Origin of the sequence: Azospirillum brasilense, assembly GCF_003349955.1 — a bacterium.
Classification (GTDB): domain Bacteria; phylum Pseudomonadota; class Alphaproteobacteria; order Azospirillales; family Azospirillaceae; genus Azospirillum; species Azospirillum brasilense_B.
The window spans coordinates 92,307-108,462 of the sequence record NZ_QLKQ01000004.1 but is presented as its reverse complement, the minus strand read 5'-3'; the positions used below and the strand labels follow the sequence as shown (position 1 = coordinate 108,462).

At 68.7% G+C, this 16,156-nt stretch carries 16 protein-coding genes; 5 read left to right on the top strand and 11 right to left on the bottom strand.

The window, feature by feature from the left end; all coding sequences use genetic code 11:
- Positions 1–7 precede the first annotated feature (7 nt).
- From DXK32_RS03190 to DXK32_RS03175, 4 genes are all read right to left on the bottom strand, one after another.
- Positions 8–808 (bottom strand): ABC transporter permease, encoded by an 801-nt coding sequence (locus tag DXK32_RS03190; protein ID WP_114857200.1) that lies wholly within the window; start codon positions 806–808, stop codon positions 8–10.
- A complete protein-coding gene (locus tag DXK32_RS03185; RefSeq protein ID WP_348981586.1) occupies positions 805–1,710 on the bottom strand; it encodes an ABC transporter permease in 906 nt (301 codons plus the stop codon). Before DXK32_RS03185 ends, DXK32_RS03190 begins: the two co-directional genes overlap by 4 nt.
- Positions 1,711–1,733: 23 nt before the next feature.
- Entirely contained in the window at positions 1,734–2,777 is a 1,044-nt protein-coding gene (locus tag DXK32_RS03180; protein ID WP_114857198.1) for an ABC transporter ATP-binding protein, read from the bottom strand.
- Positions 2,778–2,844: 67 nt separating this feature from the next.
- Positions 2,845–3,879, bottom strand: a complete 1,035-nt coding sequence (locus DXK32_RS03175) for an ABC transporter substrate-binding protein (protein ID WP_114857197.1) — start codon at positions 3,877–3,879, stop codon at positions 2,845–2,847.
- A gap of 160 nt (positions 3,880–4,039) precedes the next feature.
- Between DXK32_RS03175 and DXK32_RS03170 the strand changes: the two genes are divergently transcribed.
- On the top strand, positions 4,040–4,945 hold the full coding sequence (locus tag DXK32_RS03170; RefSeq protein WP_114857196.1) for a LysR substrate-binding domain-containing protein: 906 nt from the start codon (positions 4,040–4,042) through the stop codon (positions 4,943–4,945).
- A gap of 20 nt (positions 4,946–4,965) precedes the next feature.
- Here DXK32_RS03170 and DXK32_RS03165 read toward each other — a convergent pair whose 3' ends face one another.
- The 5 genes from DXK32_RS03165 to DXK32_RS03145 all read right to left on the bottom strand — a co-directional run bounded on the left by DXK32_RS03165 (position 4,966) and on the right by DXK32_RS03145 (position 10,109).
- Complete coding sequence (locus tag DXK32_RS03165; RefSeq protein WP_114857195.1) at positions 4,966–5,730, bottom strand: amino acid ABC transporter ATP-binding protein; 765 nt, start codon at positions 5,728–5,730, stop codon at positions 4,966–4,968.
- A gap of 52 nt (positions 5,731–5,782) precedes the next feature.
- Positions 5,783–6,445 (bottom strand): amino acid ABC transporter permease, encoded by a 663-nt coding sequence (locus tag DXK32_RS03160; RefSeq protein ID WP_114857194.1) that lies wholly within the window; start codon positions 6,443–6,445, stop codon positions 5,783–5,785.
- Positions 6,446–6,652: 207 nt separating this feature from the next.
- Entirely contained in the window at positions 6,653–7,507 is an 855-nt protein-coding gene (locus tag DXK32_RS03155; RefSeq protein WP_114857193.1) for a transporter substrate-binding domain-containing protein, read from the bottom strand.
- A 168-nt stretch (positions 7,508–7,675) separates the two neighbouring features.
- Positions 7,676–8,575 carry a 4-hydroxy-tetrahydrodipicolinate synthase gene (gene dapA / locus DXK32_RS03150; protein ID WP_114857192.1) on the bottom strand — a complete coding sequence of 300 codons (900 nt, stop codon included), beginning with the start codon at positions 8,573–8,575 and terminating at the stop codon, positions 7,676–7,678.
- A 385-nt stretch (positions 8,576–8,960) separates the two neighbouring features.
- Positions 8,961–10,109, bottom strand: a complete 1,149-nt coding sequence (locus DXK32_RS03145) for an alpha-hydroxy acid oxidase (RefSeq protein ID WP_247876948.1) — start codon at positions 10,107–10,109, stop codon at positions 8,961–8,963.
- Between the two features lie 246 nt (positions 10,110–10,355).
- Between DXK32_RS03145 and DXK32_RS03140 the strand changes: the two genes are divergently transcribed.
- The 4 genes from DXK32_RS03140 (at position 10,356) to DXK32_RS03125 (ending at position 13,144) form a co-directional block, all read left to right on the top strand.
- Entirely contained in the window at positions 10,356–11,792 is a 1,437-nt protein-coding gene (locus DXK32_RS03140) for an FAD-binding oxidoreductase (RefSeq protein WP_114857190.1), read from the top strand.
- A gap of 65 nt (positions 11,793–11,857) precedes the next feature.
- Complete coding sequence (locus tag DXK32_RS03135; RefSeq protein ID WP_247876947.1) at positions 11,858–12,478, top strand: helix-turn-helix domain-containing protein; 621 nt, start codon at positions 11,858–11,860, stop codon at positions 12,476–12,478.
- Positions 12,479–12,528: 50 nt separating this feature from the next.
- Positions 12,529–12,783, top strand: coding sequence for a type II toxin-antitoxin system RelE family toxin (locus DXK32_RS03130; protein WP_114857188.1), 255 nt, complete (start codon positions 12,529–12,531; stop codon positions 12,781–12,783).
- A complete protein-coding gene (locus DXK32_RS03125) occupies positions 12,776–13,144 on the top strand; it encodes a helix-turn-helix domain-containing protein (RefSeq protein ID WP_014199001.1) in 369 nt (122 codons plus the stop codon). Before DXK32_RS03130 ends, DXK32_RS03125 begins: the two co-directional genes overlap by 8 nt.
- A gap of 8 nt (positions 13,145–13,152) precedes the next feature.
- On the opposite strand, the gene DXK32_RS03120 is transcribed toward DXK32_RS03125, so the two are convergent.
- Positions 13,153–14,019 (bottom strand): TonB family protein, encoded by an 867-nt coding sequence (locus DXK32_RS03120; protein WP_114857187.1) that lies wholly within the window; start codon positions 14,017–14,019, stop codon positions 13,153–13,155.
- A gap of 35 nt (positions 14,020–14,054) precedes the next feature.
- Positions 14,055–16,124: a TonB-dependent receptor plug domain-containing protein gene (locus DXK32_RS03115; RefSeq protein ID WP_247876946.1), complete on the bottom strand. Its 2,070-nt coding sequence runs from the start codon at positions 16,122–16,124 to the stop codon at positions 14,055–14,057.
- Positions 16,125–16,156: the final 32 nt, after the last annotated feature.

Below are 16,156 nucleotides of genomic sequence, written 5' to 3'. Positions count from 1 at the left end.
GTGACGCTCACTCCTGTCCGCGGCCGACCAGCAGCCGCTCAAGCCCGTAGAGCCGGTCGAGCACCAGCATCGCCGCCACCGTCATGAAGATCAGCGAGGCGGACACCGCGGCGACCAGGGGGTCGATGTTGTCCTGGATGTAGAGGAAGAGACGCACCGGCAGCGTCGTCGTCTCGGGCGAGGCGATGAAGACGGTCATCGTCACCTCGTCGAAGCTGTTGATGAAGGCCAGCACCCAGCCGCTCGCCACGCCCGGCAGAATCAGCGGCAGCGTCACCCGCCGGAAGGTCGTCCAGGAGGTGGCGCCGAGCGAGGCCGCGGCGTTCTCGATGGAGCGGTCCATGCCGGTGGAGGCCGCCAGGATCAGCCGCAGCGCGAAGGGCAGGATGATGACCACGTGGCTCAGCACCAACCCGGCGAAGGTCCCGCCCAGCCCGATCTGCGTGAAGAAGCGCAGGAAGGCGATGCCCAGCACGATGTGCGGCACCATCAGCGGCGACAGGAACAGCGCCGTGATCGCCTCGCGCCCGCGGAACTGGTGGCGGGCGATGGCCAGCGCCGCCGGGACCGAGAAGGCCACCGCGATGGTGGAGCTGACCGCCCCCAGCAGCAGGCTGTCGCGGAAGGCCCGCGCGAATTCCGGATTGTCGCCGATGGCCTTGAACCAGCGCAGCGACAGACCCTCGGTCGGCAGCGACAGATAGCCCTGCGAGGTGAAGGCGACCACGCAGACCACCAGGATCGGCGCCAGCAGGAAGGCCAGGAACAGCATGTGGAAGACCAGGGCGACGGGGCCGTTGCGGTTCATTCGAACACCTGCTTGTAGCGACGTTCGACCAGCCGGTTGCAGCCGACGATGATCACGATGTTGGCGAGCAGCAGAAGGATCGCGATAGCGGCGCCCAGCGGCCAGTTCAGCGTGTTCAGGAACTCGTCGTAGGCCAGCGTCGCCGCCACCTTCAGCCGCCGCCCGCCGATGATCGCCGGGGTGGCGAAGGCGCTGGCGGCCAGCGCGAAGACGATGATCGACCCCGACAGGATGCCCGGCACGACCTGCGGCAGCACCACCCGGCGCAGCACGGTGAAGGGCTTGGCGCCCAGCGACAGCGCGGCGTTCTCCACCTGCGGGTCCAGACGCTGCAGCGACGCCCAGACCGACAGCACCATGAAGGGCACCAGCACGTGGGTCAGCGCGATGATGACGCCGGTCTCGGTGTACATGAACTCGATCGGCGTCGCGATCAGCCCGACCGCCATCAGCGCCGTGTTGATGATGCCGGTGGAGCCGAACAGCAGCGCCCAGCCGAGCGTGCGCGACACCACCGAGATCAGCAGCGGCCCCAGGACGACCAGCAGGCACAGGCCGCGCCAGGGCGACCGCATGCGGCGCAGGATGTAGGCCTCCGGCGCGCCGAGCACGGCGCAGAGCAGGGTCACCACCACGGCGATGCGGAAGGTGCGCAGGAAGATCTCGTGGAAATAGTCGTCGGTGACGATGTCGATGTAATTCCCGAGCTGCCAGACGTCCTCGATGCCCGTGTAGAATCCGAAGCTGTTCAGCGACAGGAGCCCGGTCATGACCAGCGGAACCAGCAGCAGCACCGCGAACAGCGCCAGCGCCGGCAGGCTGAGCAGGTAGGGCGCCAGCGGACGCCGCTCCGGCCGGTCCGGCGGGGCCGATTTCGACGCCGCGTCCGAAGACTCCATCATGGATTTGTGAGCGTCCACGGCGGTCATGCCTCACCCGCCATCACGCGCATGTCCTCCGCCCGCCAGCCGACCATGACCGGCTCGTTCTCCGCCGGCAGGGTCTGGCCGTCGTGCTGGCGGATCACCGTCAGGTCGCCGGCTTCCGTGCGGATTTCGAACAGCCATTGGGTGCCCTGGAAGACCCGCGCCCGCACGAGGCCCGGCACGCCGGCGCCGTCCACGAAGCGGACCTTCTCCGGCCGCACGGTCAGCAGGCCGGGGCCGTCCGGCAGCTCCGCCGCGACCGGCCATGCCGTCCCGGCCACGTCGATGCGCCGCCCGGCACCGTCGCGGCGCACCGTGCCCTGGAGCAGGTTGGTGCGGCCAAGGAAGTTGGCGACGAAGGCGCTGGCTGGGTTGTCGTAGGCGTCCTGCGGGGCGGCGACCTGCTCGACCCGACCCTTGTTCATGATGACCACCCGATCGGACAGGGCCATGGCCTCCGCCTGATCGTGGGTGACGAGGATCATGGTGGTGCCGACGCTGCGCTGGATGCGGCGCAGCTCGATCTGCATCTCCTCGCGCATCTTGGCGTCGAGGTTGGACAGCGGCTCGTCGAGCAGCAGCAGGCTCGGCTTGATGACCATGGCGCGGGCGAGCGCCACGCGCTGCTGCTGGCCGCCGGACATGCGCCGCGGGTAACGGTCGCCGAAGGCCCCCAGCCCGACGAGCTGGAGCGCGTCGCGCACCATGCGGTCGCGGTCGGCGCGCGGGATGCCGCGCATCTCCAGCCCGAAGGCGACATTCTCCGCCGCCGTCATGTGGGGGAACAGGGCGTAGCTCTGGAAGACGATGCCGAGCCCGCGCTCGTTGGGCTTCCTGGCCAGCAGGTCGGCGCCGTCCAGCGTGACGCGCCCGGCGCTGGGATCGAGGAAGCCGGCGATCATCTGGAGCGTCGTGGTCTTGCCGCAGCCCGACGGGCCGAGCAGCGAGACCAGCTCCCCCTTCTCCACCGTCAGGGACATGTTGTCGACGGCGACCCAGGGGCCGAACCGCTTGGTCAGGCGGTCGAGGACTAGGTAAGGCATGGCGTCGTCTCCCACCAAGGAGCCTGGGAAGTCCCGGCCCGCCGTTGACGCGGGCCGGGGGTTGCGGTCAGCGCTCGATCTCGCGGGTCCAGCGCTTGTTCCAGGCCTCGCGGTTGGCGTTGATGGTGTCCCAGTCGACCACCAGCAGCTTGCCCATCTGCTCGGGGCCGTAGGGGATGCCCACCTGCTGCTCGGCGGTCAGGGTGACGGTCTTGTTGACCGGGCCGAAGCCGGCGCCGGTCGCCATCACGGTCTGCACCTCGGGCGACAGCATGTGCTGGATGAACTGCTGGGCTTCCGCCGCCTGCTTGCTGCCGGTGATGGCGCAGGCCGCCGAGGCCAGCACGACGCCGCCCTCCTTGGGGTAGACGAAGGCGGCGGGGAAGCCTGTGTCGGCCAGCGCCTTGGCGCGGCCCGAGCCCCAGACGGCGACGGTGGCCTGCCCGCTCTGGAACAGCTCGGTCATCTTGCCCGGCGACGGCTCGTAGGCGAGGACGTTCGGGTTCACCTTGTCCTTGAAGGCCTTGAAGCCGGGATCGATGGACTTCTCGCCGCCGCCGTCGAGCCGCGCCATCATCACCAGCGCGTGCAGGCCGTAGCTGTTGTTGATCGGCGGGACGACCAGCTTCTTGCGGAACTTGGCGTCCTCGATGTCCTTCCAGGAGGCGGGGGCGGCCCAGCCGTTCTCGTCGAAGACCTTCTTGTTGTAGACGATGCCGGTGCCGACCGCGCCGACGCTGACCGCCTTGCCCGAAGGGATCTTCGCCAGATCGTAGAGGTCGTCGTAGATCGGCGCCTTGGCGATGTCGGCGCAGAAGCCCAGCGCCACCGCCTGGTACATCGGACCGTCGTCCAGGATCACCACGTCGATCTGCTGGTTGCCCTTCTGGGCCTGGAGCTTGGCGAGGTTGTCGGTGGAGTTGCCGGCGACATACTCGACCTTCACGCCCGCCTTGCTCTCGAAGGCCGGGATGATGTCCTTGCGCATCGTCTGCTCGAAGGACCCGCCGTAGGCGGCCACATACAGGGTCTTCTGCTGCGCCTGCGCGACACCGCATCCCAGGGCGGCGGTTGCCATCAGGCCGTACACCAACGCTCGCATCTGTCCCTCTCCTGTTCTGGTTCGTTTCCCAGCGGTGCGCGTTTTGTCGCACCCCCGGAGCGTCGCGCCCCGCTGGCATAATCGTCAAATCGAATTGTTTGTGGTGTCTATAACTGAATGTTATGCTGCAACGCATCTGACACCCTTTGACGGCACCGGAATGCTCAATCCCCGCCAGATCGAGGCGTTCCGCGCCGTCATGCTGACCGGCGGAATCACCGCGGCGGCGGAGCTTCTGAACATCTCGCAACCGGCGGTCAGCCGCCTGATCGCCGACCTGCAATACGCGCTGAAGCTGACACTGTTCGAGCGGCGCGGCTCGCGCATCGCGCCGACCAGCGAGGCGATGTCGCTGTATCAGGAGGTGGAGCGGTCCTTCGTCGGGCTGGAGCGGATCGAGCAGGCGGCGCGCGACCTGCAGGAGCGGCGGGCGGGCACGCTGCGGGTGGCCGCCATGCCGGCCATGGCCATCGGCTTCCTGCCGCGCTTCGTCGCCCGTTTCCTTGAGGAGCGGCCGCGGGTGGACGTGTCGCTGTGGGGCAGTAGCTCCCCGCAGGTGCTCGATTGGGTGGCCGCCGGCCAGTGCGAGCTGGGCTTCGGCCAGTCGGCGGTGGAGCACGCGACGGTTCTGTGCGAGCGGATGCCGCGGGTGCGGGCGGTCGCCGTGGTGCCGAGCAACCATCCCCTGGCCGCGCGCAAGCGGCTGGTCCCGGAGGACTTCGCGGGGGAGGCCTTCATCGCGCTCGGCGCCGCCACGCTGATGCGCTATTCCATCGACGCGATGTTCGCCGAGCACGGTGTCGCTCGGACCATGCGGGTGGAAACCCAGCTCACCATGATCGCCTGCGCCATGGTCGCCGCCGGTGCGGGAATCTCCATCGTCGATCCCTTCACGGCGCAGGAGTATGCGGGGCGCGGCGTCGCCATCCGCCCCTTCGAGCCGGCCATCACCTTCGAAATGGCGGTGCTGCATTCGGCGCAGCGGTCGCTGTCCACCCTCGCGCAGGATTTCCTCGGAGGGTTCCGCGACGCCGTCGCCGCCTTCCGACTGCCCGAACAGGAATAACGCCGGGTCAGCCCCCGGGTTCAGCCGCGTGTGTGGAAGTGGCTGAGAAAGGCGCGGGTGGCCTCCTGCTGCGGCCGGTCGATGACGTCGCGCGCTGGCCCCTCCTCCACGATCACGCCGTCGCGCATGAAGATCACCCGGTCGGCGACCTCGCGGGCGAAGGCGATCTCGTGGGTGACGATGATCATCGTCATGCCCTCGGCGGCGAGGTCGCGCATCACCCCCAGCACCTCCGACACCAGCTCCGGGTCGAGGGCGGAGGTCGCCTCGTCGAACAGCATCACCTCCGGCTCCATGGCCAGCGCGCGGGCGATGGCGACGCGCTGCTTCTGCCCGCCGGACAGCCGGTCCGGGTAGGCGTCGGCCTTGTCGGCCAGCCCGACCTTGGCGAGCAGCCGGCGCCCGATGGCCTCGGCCTGCGCCTTCGGCATGTTCTTGGCGGAGACCGGCCCCTCCATCACGTTGCCGAGCACGGTCATGTGCGGGAACAGGTTGAAGTGCTGGAACACCATCCCGGTGTTGGAGCGGAACTTCGCCTGCGCCTTGGGCCGGGGCAGCGCCTTGCCCGTCTCGAAGTCGAAGGCGTCGCCGCCGATGCGGACCCGGCCGCCGTTCGGCACCACCAGCAGGTTGAGGCAGCGCAGCAGCGTGGACTTGCCCGACCCCGAGGGACCGATCAGCGCCACGACGGCGCCGGAATCAACCTTCAGGTTGATGTCGCGCAGGACGACCAGCTCGCCGAACTGCTTCCTCAGCCCGGCGACTTCGATCTTGGGAATGCTCATGGAAAAGGGCCTCTCGCGTTGGATCGCCGGGGGAACGTCCGTGACCCGGACCTTAATGACCGGTCTGGAGCTGCTTTTCGCCCCGCTTCACGATGGCCGTCAGGGGGACCAGCACGACGAAGTAGATCAGCGCGACGATGGTGTAGACCTCCAGCGGGCGGAAGGTGTCCGTCGCGGCGACCTGCCCCTGGTAGAGAAGGTCGGGCACCGCCACCACCGAGACCAGCGAGGTGTTCTTGAACTGGATGATCGACTGGTTCATCAGCGGCGGGATCATGCGCTTGACCGCCTGGGGCAGCACGATGCGCCGCATCACCTTGGCCGGCGTCATGCCGAGCGCCAGCCCGGCCTCCGTCTGTCCGGCCTCGATGGAGACCACGCCGCCCCGGATCACCTCCGCGTAGAAGGACCCGCCGTAGAGCGACAGGGTGAGGACGGAGGCCGTGATCGCGTCGATCTGGATGCCGGTCAGCATCGGCAGCGCGTAGTAGAACCACAGGAGTTGCACCAGCAGCGGCGTGCAGCGGAACAGCTCGATGTAGGCCCAGGAAATCCAGCGCAGCACCGCGAAGCGCGAGAGCTGGGCCAGCCCGCCGACCAGCCCGAGCAGCAGGCCCAGCACGACGACGGCGGCCGTCAGGCCGATGGTGACCAGCGTGCCGTTGAGGAACAGCCAGCGGTATCCCCAGAGCATCTCGAAGTTGAAGGTGTACATGGCGGGCCTGCTTGCAAAGCTTCGGAACGGCGGCCGTCTCCCCGCGGGGCCGGCCGCCGTGCGTCATCGGAACCCAGGTCCGTCGACAGGTTCCTTCAAAGCGGATTGCAATCCGCTTTGGACCGCGACGGCGGTCCCGGCCGCACGTGCGGCCGAAGCCCGCCGGCGAGTGAGGCGATGTGACTCTAAAGCGAACGGACGTTCGCTTTAGAAGGTGATGCCTTCCGGGATGTCGCTCATGGCGATGTCCACCTTGGCGAGGCTGTTCACCACCGCCTCGCGGATCAGGCCCAGCCCCTGGGCGTAGACGATCCAGGTGTTCACGAAGTCGCGCAGGGTCTTGTCCGTCTCGCGCCGCACCGCCGCGTTGGAGGTGGAGCCGAAGATCGGGCGCGGCACGATCACCTTGCCCAGCGACGGGTCGCGCTTCACCGCGCGCACGCCGCCCATCCAGAAGATCGACTGGGCGTCGGCCCGGCCGCTGCGCACGGCCAGCGTCGCCTCGTCCAGCGACTTGAAGCGGATGATCTGGGCGTTCGGGCAGAGGCGGCTGGCCACCTGGTCGTGGGCCGAGCCGACGTCCACGGCGATCTTGACCTCCGGCTTGTTCATGTCGGCCCAGCTCTTCGGCTCGAAGCCCGGCTTGGCGATGACCACCAGGGCGCTGTTGTAGACCGGGACCGTGAAGTCGACAGCCAGGGCGCGTTTCGGCGTCGGGTTCATGCCGAACATGACGTCGATCTTGTTGGCCTGGAGGTCGAGGATGGCGTTGCCCCAGGTGGTCTCGACCACCTCGATGCCGACGTCCATGTCGGCGGCGAGCGCCGACCCGATGTCCCAGAACTGGCCCGACCACTGGCCGGTCGTCTGGTCCTTCATGATCCAGGGGGCGCCGGTCGCCACGCCGCCGATGCGCAGCTTCTTGGCCTTCAGGACCCGGTCGAAGGAGCTGCCGCCCTCCTGCGCCGCGGCCGGGGCGATGCCCGCCGCCATGGTGGCCCCGAAAGCCCCGACCGCCGCGCCGGCGCCCAGAAACCCAGCCAGTTCCCTGCGATTCACCATGTCCGTCTCCCTTGTGGTCCGTCGGGCTGTCCGACCGGATGTGTCGTGACGTGTGTGTCTTTACCTGTGCTCAGGCCGTTCCGTGTTCGTTGACCGGCCGCCGCCGCGGCTTCGCGTTGTTGGGGCGCTTTCCGGGGGAGGGAGCGCCCGAAATGGTCCTTTCGGCCGTCAGGCGAGCGCGATGTCGCGCGCGTGCCGGGCGACGGCCTGGAGCTTCTCGGTGGTTTCGGCGGTCGGCGCGGTCAGCGGCAGCCGCACCCCGCCGACCGGCATGCCGGCCATCGCCATGAAGGCCTTCAGCGGGCCGGGGTTGGTTTCCAGGAAGATGGAATTCACCACCGGGTCGATCCGGGTCTGCTCGGCCAGCGCCTCGTTCAGCTTGCCGGCGCGCGCCAGCTCGAAGATGCGCAGCCAGATCCGCGGGTAGATGGTCGCCGAGGCCAGCACGCCGCCCCGCGCGCCCAGCGCGACGTGGGTGGCGAACAGCGGCTCCTCGCCGCTCAGCACGGAGATCTTGTCGCCGGCGTACTTCATCGTCTTGATGAACTCCGGCATGTCGTAGGAGGAGAACTTCATGCCGATGATGGAGCCGTCCTCCGCCATCGCCTGCACGCCCTCGGCGGTGACCGCCACGGTGGTGCGGCGCGGGATCTGGTACAGCATGACCGGCAGGTCCACCGCATCGCGGTAGGCGCGGAAATAGGCGCGCATGCCCTCCTGGGTGCCGGCGGCGTAATAGGGGGTGACGGTCATCACCGCGGCGGCTCCGGCGGCGGCGAAGTCGCGCCCGGCCTCGACCGCGTCCTGGAAACCGGTGGACAGCACGCCGGGGATCACCGGCTTCCCGCCGGCCTCCTCCACGCAGGCGGCGACGACGCGCTTGCGCTCGTCCCGCGACAGGGCGGGATACTCGCCGGTGCCGCCGATCGGCACGATGCCGGACGCCCCGGCGTCGAGCTGGTGCCGCACCAGCCGCTTCAGGCCGGCGATGTCGACGGAACCGTCGACCGTCAGCGGCGTGACGATGGCGCTGAACAGGCCGCTGATCTCCGAATGGGTGAGTGCCATGGGGTCCTCGGGATTCCTAAGCGTGGCGTTTGAGGCGTGCTGCCTGAAGCATGGCCTGGCGGTGTGCTGAGGCCGCAGGGCGGCCTTGCCCCCGCAATGCGGGAAGCCGGTTTGGGACGATCGGAAAAAAGACGATGAAAAGAGTTCGATGAAATCGACAAAGACCGGCGTGGCGCCGGAAATCCGTGCCTGAACTCACGCCCGGCGTGGTGCCGGGGCCGTGCCGGAGGGAGCGGAACGATGAAATGTCGCTTATGGGACCTTCATCCCGGCCCCGCCCGCTTCCGACGAAAGAGATGTGACCTTATTTTTCCCTTCGCTGCAACAACAAATCGTATAATGGACAAAAAAGGACGATCCGATAAAAACGGCGCTCCAGCACACGTCAACGTGGCCGTTCCACCGTTCCCCTGATGTCGGCCAAGGTCGGAGCGCCGAGGAAGCCCATGATGGTCAGAAGTTCGCGCCGGAACAGCTCCAGCACCGCCTGCGCTCCCGCCGCCCCACCGGTCGCCAGCCCATAGAGGACGGCGCGGCCGAGCAGCACACCCTGCGCGCCCAGCCCCAGATAGCCGGCGACATGGCTGCCCCGCCGCACCCCGCCGTCCGCCAGCACGGTCAGCCGGTCGCCGACCCGTTCGGCGATGTCCGCAAGGCAGCGCGCGGGGTGGATGGCGTGGTCCAGATTGCGGGCGCCGTGGTTGGACACGACGATGCCGTCCACCCCCAGCTCGGCTGCCCTCTCCGCGTCGTCGGCGCGCAGCACGCCCTTCAGGATCAGCGTGCCCGGCCAGGCGTCCCGCAGGGTCCGCACGTCGTCCCACCCCACATCCTGGGCGAGGCTGATCTCGTCCCCAACGGCGACCCGGCCCAGCGCAGTGCGGAACTCGTCGGGATAGTGGGCGTAGGTCGGCACGCCGCCGTTGCGCAGGTATTTGACGAAGACCCCGGCGAACCAGCGCGGATGGACGAGGCAGTCCAGCCCGGCGCGCAGCGACGGCTTGATCGGAATGCCGAAGCCGTTGCGGATGTTGTATTCGCGGTTGGGAGTCACCGCGGTGTCGACGGTCAGGACCAGCGCCTCCGCCCCCGCCCGTTCGGCCCGCCGCACCAGATCGAGAGCGCGCTCGCGCTTGCGCCAGACGTAGAGCTGGAACCACAGCCGCGCCCCGGATTCCCTGGCGATCCGCTCAATGGAGGTGATCGACTGGGTGGAGACGCAGAAGGGAATGCCGACCGCGGCGGCGGCCTTGGCCAGCTCCACCTCGCCGTCGTACCAGACCAGCCCGGCGACGGCGGTTGGCGCCACCACCAGCGGCATGGGCTGGCTCACCCCGAACAGGCGGGTGGCGGCGTCCCGTTTCGACACGTCCACCAGCACGCGCGGTTTGAAGGCGAGATTGTCGAGCGCGGTCTTGGACGCGGCGATGCCGGTTTCGTCCTCGGTGCCGCGATCGATGTACTCGAACAAGCCGCGCGGCAGGCGGGACCGCGCCCGCTGCCGGGCCTCGGCGATGTTGAGCGGCGCGGTCACGGCGATCTCGCCGCTTCATGGAAGAGAACGCCCACGCCGCACGATGCGCAAGATAGGACCATTGGATGCCGCTCCGACAAAAATTATCTTTTTGGGAACAGTTTTTCGTATGCTAGACATCGAGTGACAATATCGTCAACGTCCGATCGCGCCAGCCGATTGTTCGCGACACCGATTTTTGCCCCGGCCTCCCACCGCCAGCCCGGCTCCCTTCACCCCGGCCCCGAAGCCACGAGGACCTGCCCGATGCGTGACCCACAGGCTCTGCTGACGTCGCTGCGTACGCTCCTGGGGGAGCGCCATGTGGTCACGCAGGCGACGGATCTCGAACCGCTGACGCGGGACTGGCGGGGCCGCTACCAGGGCACGGCGCTGTGCGCCGTCTACCCCGCGGACACCGAGCAGGTGGCGGCGACCGTCCTGCTGGTGCGCGAGCATGGCGGGACGATCGTGCCGCAGGGCGGCAACACCGGCATGTGCGGCGGCGCCACGCCCTTCTCGGACGAGGCGGTGGTGCTGCGGCTCGACCGGCTGAACCGGGTGCGGCAGGTCAGCGCGCTGGACAACACCATGACGGTGGAGGCGGGCTGCATCCTGGCCGACCTGCAGGCCCGCGCGCAGGAGGCCGGGCGCCTCTTCCCGCTCAGCCTGGGCGCGGAGGGGAGCTGCCAGATCGGCGGCAACATCGCGACCAACGCCGGCGGCACGGCGGTGCTGCGCTACGGACCGATGCGCGACATGGTTCTGGGGCTGGAGGTGGTGCTTCCCGACGGCTCGGTGATGAACGACCTGAAGCGGCTGCGCAAGGACAACAGCGGCTACGCCGTGCGCCACCTGTTCATCGGGGCGGAAGGCACGCTGGGCATCATCACGGCGGCGGTGCTGAAGCTGTTCCCCCAGCCGCAGGCGAGCGCCACCGCCATGGCCGGCGCCGGCCATCTCGACCAGGCGCTGGAGCTTCTGGCCGCCGTCCGCTCCCGCCTCGGCGACCGGGTCAGCGCCTACGAAGTCATGTCGCACTCCCAGATGCAGCTCGTGCTCGACCACATCCCCGGCTGCACCCTGCCCTTCGCGGAGCCGCACCCCTGGTACGTGCTCATCGAGGCGGAGGACAGCTTCGCCGCCATGGATCTGGCCTCGATTCTTGAGGAGTGCCTTGCCGACGCGCTGGAACGCGGCCTCGTCGCCGACGCCGTGATTCCCAAGAGCGGCGCGCAGCGCGAGGCGCTGTGGCGCCTGCGCCATTCGGTGTCGGAGGCGAACAAGGTGGCCGGCATCAGCGTCTCCTACGACACGGTGGTGGCGCTCGACCGGCTGGGGGATTTCGCGGCGGAGACGGAGCGCGGCGTGCGCGAGGCCTTCCCGCAGGCGCGGCGGCTGTTCGTCGGCCATGTCGGCGACGGCAACCTGCACGCGGTGATCCATTTCGACCACGACGCCTTTCCCTCCCGCGACGCGTTCGAGGCGGCGGCGGCGCAAATCAACGAGATCGTCGACACGGCGACGCTCGCCTGCGATGGTTCGATCAGCGCGGAGCACGGGATCGGCCGCAGCAACCGCAAACGGCTCGCCAACTCCATCGATCCGGCGCGCTATCGGCTGATGACGCAGATCAAAGCGTTGCTCGACCCGGACCATATGATGAATCCTGGAAAGGTTCTGGTGTTCGAGGACCCTCAATGAAGCGGCCCGCCCTGACGACCAGGCATGTACGACGAATCGCGACACGACAGGCGGCGGACGAGGCAATGGATGTGATCGAGCGGCCCGACGCGGCCACCTCCGCCTCCCAGAGCGGGGCGGACGGGGAACTGGACCTCGGCGTCCGGCTGAAGAACCTGCGCAAGCGCCTGGGGCTGACGCTCCAGCAGGCGGCCGACCGCACCGGGGTCGGCGTGTCCACCCTGTCCAAGATCGAGCGCAACGAGCTGTCGCCGACGGTCACCACCCTCCAGAAGATCGCCGGCGGCTTCGAGATGGACGCGGCGGCGATCATCGGCGGGCCGACCCCGACGCTGCGCGTGGCCGGACGCCGTTCGGTGACGCGGTCGGGCGATGGCCGTCCCTTCCCCACCGGCACCTGCAACAACGCCTGGCTCTGCCCGGAGCTGACCAACAAGGTCATGACCCCGATCATGACCACCGTCGTCGCCCGCTCGCTCGACGCCTATCCGGAATGGGCCAAGTACGACGCGGAGCTGTTCCTGCACGTCGTCTCCGGCACGCTGGTGGTTCACAGCCAGATCTACGAGCCGCTGCGGCTGGAAGCCGGCGATTCCATGTATTACGACGCCAGCACCCCGCATCTCTGGCTCTCGGACGGGGACGAGGACGCCCGCGTTCTCTGGGTCTACGCCAAGTATCAGTGACACATAACGATACGCTTGATGGGTAAATAGCGGACCGCTATATTTATGCGATGCACACGATCCGCTATACTGCGGCGGCTCTGAAGACGCTTCGCCGGATGCCGCGCAACACGGCGGAGCTGATCCGCCTGAAGCTGCGGGAGGTGGCTGCCGACCCGGCGAACGCGCGGAACGTGAAGAAGCTGAAGGGCCGGGACGGCTACCGGCTCCGCGTCGGCGACTGGCGGATCGTTTATGACCTCGAATCCGGCGTGCTGGTGCTGATCGTCATCGAAATCGGCCCGAGAGGAGGCATCTATGACTGATTCCGCGCAGATCATCCGGGATGGCAACGGCAATCCGGCCTTCGCGGTTCTGCCCATCGCCGAATATGAACGATTGCTGGAAGCCGCCGACGAGGCAACCGCGACCCGCGCCTTCGATGTCTACAAGGCCACACAACCGGAAACCTTCCCCGATGACGTGGCCGAGCGTCTGCTGGGTGGCGAGCATCCGGTGAAGGTCTTCCGCGACCACCGCGGCATGACGCAGGCCCAACTCGCCGAGGCCACCGGTCTCAAGCAGGCCTATGTCTCGCAGATCGAGGCCGGCACGCGGGGCGGTTCCGTGGATGTGCTCAAGCGGATCGCCGACGCCCTTCGGGTGGACCTCGACGACCTCACCTGACCACGACCTCATCGGACCGACACGGCGAACAGCACCGGCACCTCGACGGTGGCCGGCTTGGGCGGAGGCGGAAAGGGGGCGGTCCGGGCGACCGTCTCCAGCGCCGCCCGCTCCAGCACCGCGACGCCGGGGCCGGACAGGACGGCCATGGACTCGCCCGGAACGCTGCCGTCACCCCGCACCGTGAAGCGCACCAGCACCGTCCCCCCCAGCCGCAGCCGCCGCGCTTCCGCCGGCACCGCGAGCCGGACCTGAAGGCGGCGGCGCACCTCCTCCAGATAGACGCGCATGGCGTCCGCGCCGCCGCTGCCGACGCCGGCATCCGCCACAGCGGAGCCGTTCATCCCGCTGCCCATCGCTGGTCCGGCCGCTGGTCCGGTTGCGGCGGCGGCCCCGTCACGATTCCGGGCCATGTCCTTTGCCGGGGTGGCCGGTGCCGGGATGGCCGGTGAGGAGGCGCGGGTGGTGGCCGCCGTCACCGGCTTCACCGTCGGCTTGCGGGCCGGAACCGGCGCAACGGAATCCGGACCGTCAGGGGGCGACGGGTCGGGAGGCGGAACGGCCTCGACCCGTTGCGGTTCCGGGTCCGGCGCCGGTTCGGCGGCGGCAGCGGCCGGCGGCGGCTCCGCGTCGGACTCTCCGTGACCGTCCGGGCCTCCCCCCGCGTCGCCGGCCGCTTCGACGCCGCTTCCCGGCACGAGGTCGATGCTGAAGGCCTCGGGAACCGGCGTGGCCGGTGTCTCGGCCGTGGCGATCAGCAGACCCAGCAGGGCGCCATGGGCCAGGGCGGACAGGGCGAACGCCCAGGGAGCCCATGGCCCACGCCCCGCCCTTTCCTCCGGGATCGCCGCATCGCCGGCGCGCAGGACGTCCATGGTCAGGCCCCGTGCTCAGCCCAGCCTCTTCCGCGTCAGAACTGGTAGCGCGCCCCGAGGTAAAAGCTGCGCCCCTCCTCCGGGTAGCCGTCCATGAGCTGGTAGTTGCGGTCGGTGATGTTGCGGACCACGGCCTCCGCCTCCACCCCCTTGACGATCTCGTAGGAGACCTTGAGGTTCGCCAGCGCGTAGGCGCCGGTGCGGTAGTAGGCGGTCTGCGCGGAATTGCTGGTCCAGCGGGTCGAGGAGACCTCCAGCGACGGCACGACGTGCAGCGCCTCGATGGGCTGGACGTCGGCGTAGGCGAACAGCTTGTGGGTCGGCGTGCCGGTCGGCTTGGGCTCCGGGGTGCCCACGGCGTCGAGCGTGCGGACCAGCAGCGTGTAGTTGCCGCCGATCTCCAGCCACTCGGACAGCAGCGTGCGCGCCGACAGCTCGAAGCCGCGGTCGAAGCCGGACCCGACGTTGCGGTTCTGCGTCACCGACTGGCCGTTGTAGATCATGTTGACCGACTGGATGGCGTCGGTCAGGTCGTTGACGAACACCGCCCCTTCCAGGCGGGTGTTGCCAAAGACCTGCTCGGACGCCCCGATCTCGTAATTGACGGCGCGTTCCGGCTTCAGCCCCGGATTCGACACAGCCCCGCCGAAGCGTGAGCTGAAGCGCTCGAACAGCGTCGGGAAGCGGGTGCGGCTGGACACGCTGGCGTGGGTCTCGCCGGTGGCGCTGTAACGCCAGATCACCGCGCCCTGCCAATTGAACGCGTCCATGTCCTTCGTCGGGTAATTGACGAAGCGGCCGGTGTTGGTGCCGTCCCAGTCCTGGGCCTTGCGCAGGTCGCGCCAGTCGTAGCTGGCGCCGGCCACCACATCCACCGCCCCGGTGGCGTGGAAGGTGTTCTCCAGAGCGACCGAATAGGTGTCCTCGACGCTCTTCTGATTCGGCTCGCGGAAGCGCGGCGCGTAGATGGTCTGGAATTCCTCGTGCTCGTCGCGGCGGACGTGGATGGCGCCCTTCAGCGTGTTGCGCGGGATCAGGTCGGTGCCAAGCTCCACGCCGCCGCCATAGGCGCGGTCGTCATAGATGCTGGTGAAGGCCCGCGACGTGCTCTGCCGGACGTAGCGGCGGTCGTCGTAGGAATCGAGCTTGTTGTCGAAGGTCGAATGGAACAGCCGCGTCTTGACGTAGGACTTGTCGCCGAGCTGCGTGTGCGAATTGAAGGACAGGTTCTGCACCGCCCATTCCGGCCATTTCCAGTAGCGCATGGTCTGGCTGCTGGCCGGGTCGTAGGTGTGCAGCGGGGCGCCCTTCGAGCCGTTCTGCTTCAGTACGTTGAAGGAATACTCGTCGGTGTCGTTGGGCGTGACGCCGAACTTGGCGTTCACCCGCCAGTCCCGGCTCTCCGATCCCTCGCGCCGGCCGCCATTCTCGTTGGCGGTGGGCGTGTGGTTGTCGGACAGGCGGAAGAAATTCTGCTCGACCTTGGCGATGCCGCCCTGGACGTAGAAGCGCTCCTGCTTCGTCCCGGCGCTGGCGCTGGTCAGATAGCCGGAGAAGGCGCCCGTCGCGTCGAGGTTGATGCCGGTGCGCAACTCGCCTTCCAGTTCGCGCGTCGGCTTGCGGCTGACGAGGTTGATCGAGCCGCCGAGCCCGCCCGGCCCGTCGAGAACCGACGCGTAGCCCTTGGCCACCTGGATCTCGGCCAGATCGCCGGTCAGGAAGCGGCCGAGGTCGAAGCGGTTGTCCGCCGGCAGGTAGAGCTGCACGCCGTCCAGATAGAGCGGCACCTGGAACCGGTCGTAGCCGCGCACCGTGACGTAGCGCTCGTTGCGCGGGCCGCGGGTGGTGGCGATGCTGACACCCGGCAGCAGGTCGAGCGCGCGGTCCAGCCGCTCGCGGTTGAAGCGGGCGATGTCCTCCGACGACAGGACGGAACCGCCGACCGGGGTGCCGCCGGCCGCCTGGGCCGTCGCGTTGATCTGGCCCAGCCGGTAGACCGGCTCATCGGGTGCGGTGGACTGGGCGGCAGATTGAGCCAAGGCGGGGGCGTTCTGCGCGGCGGCCAGCACGGCCGACGACGCAGCGGCAAGCAGCAATCGTCTCATCGGACTCCTGAGGGGATGGGCGTCAGCGGAAG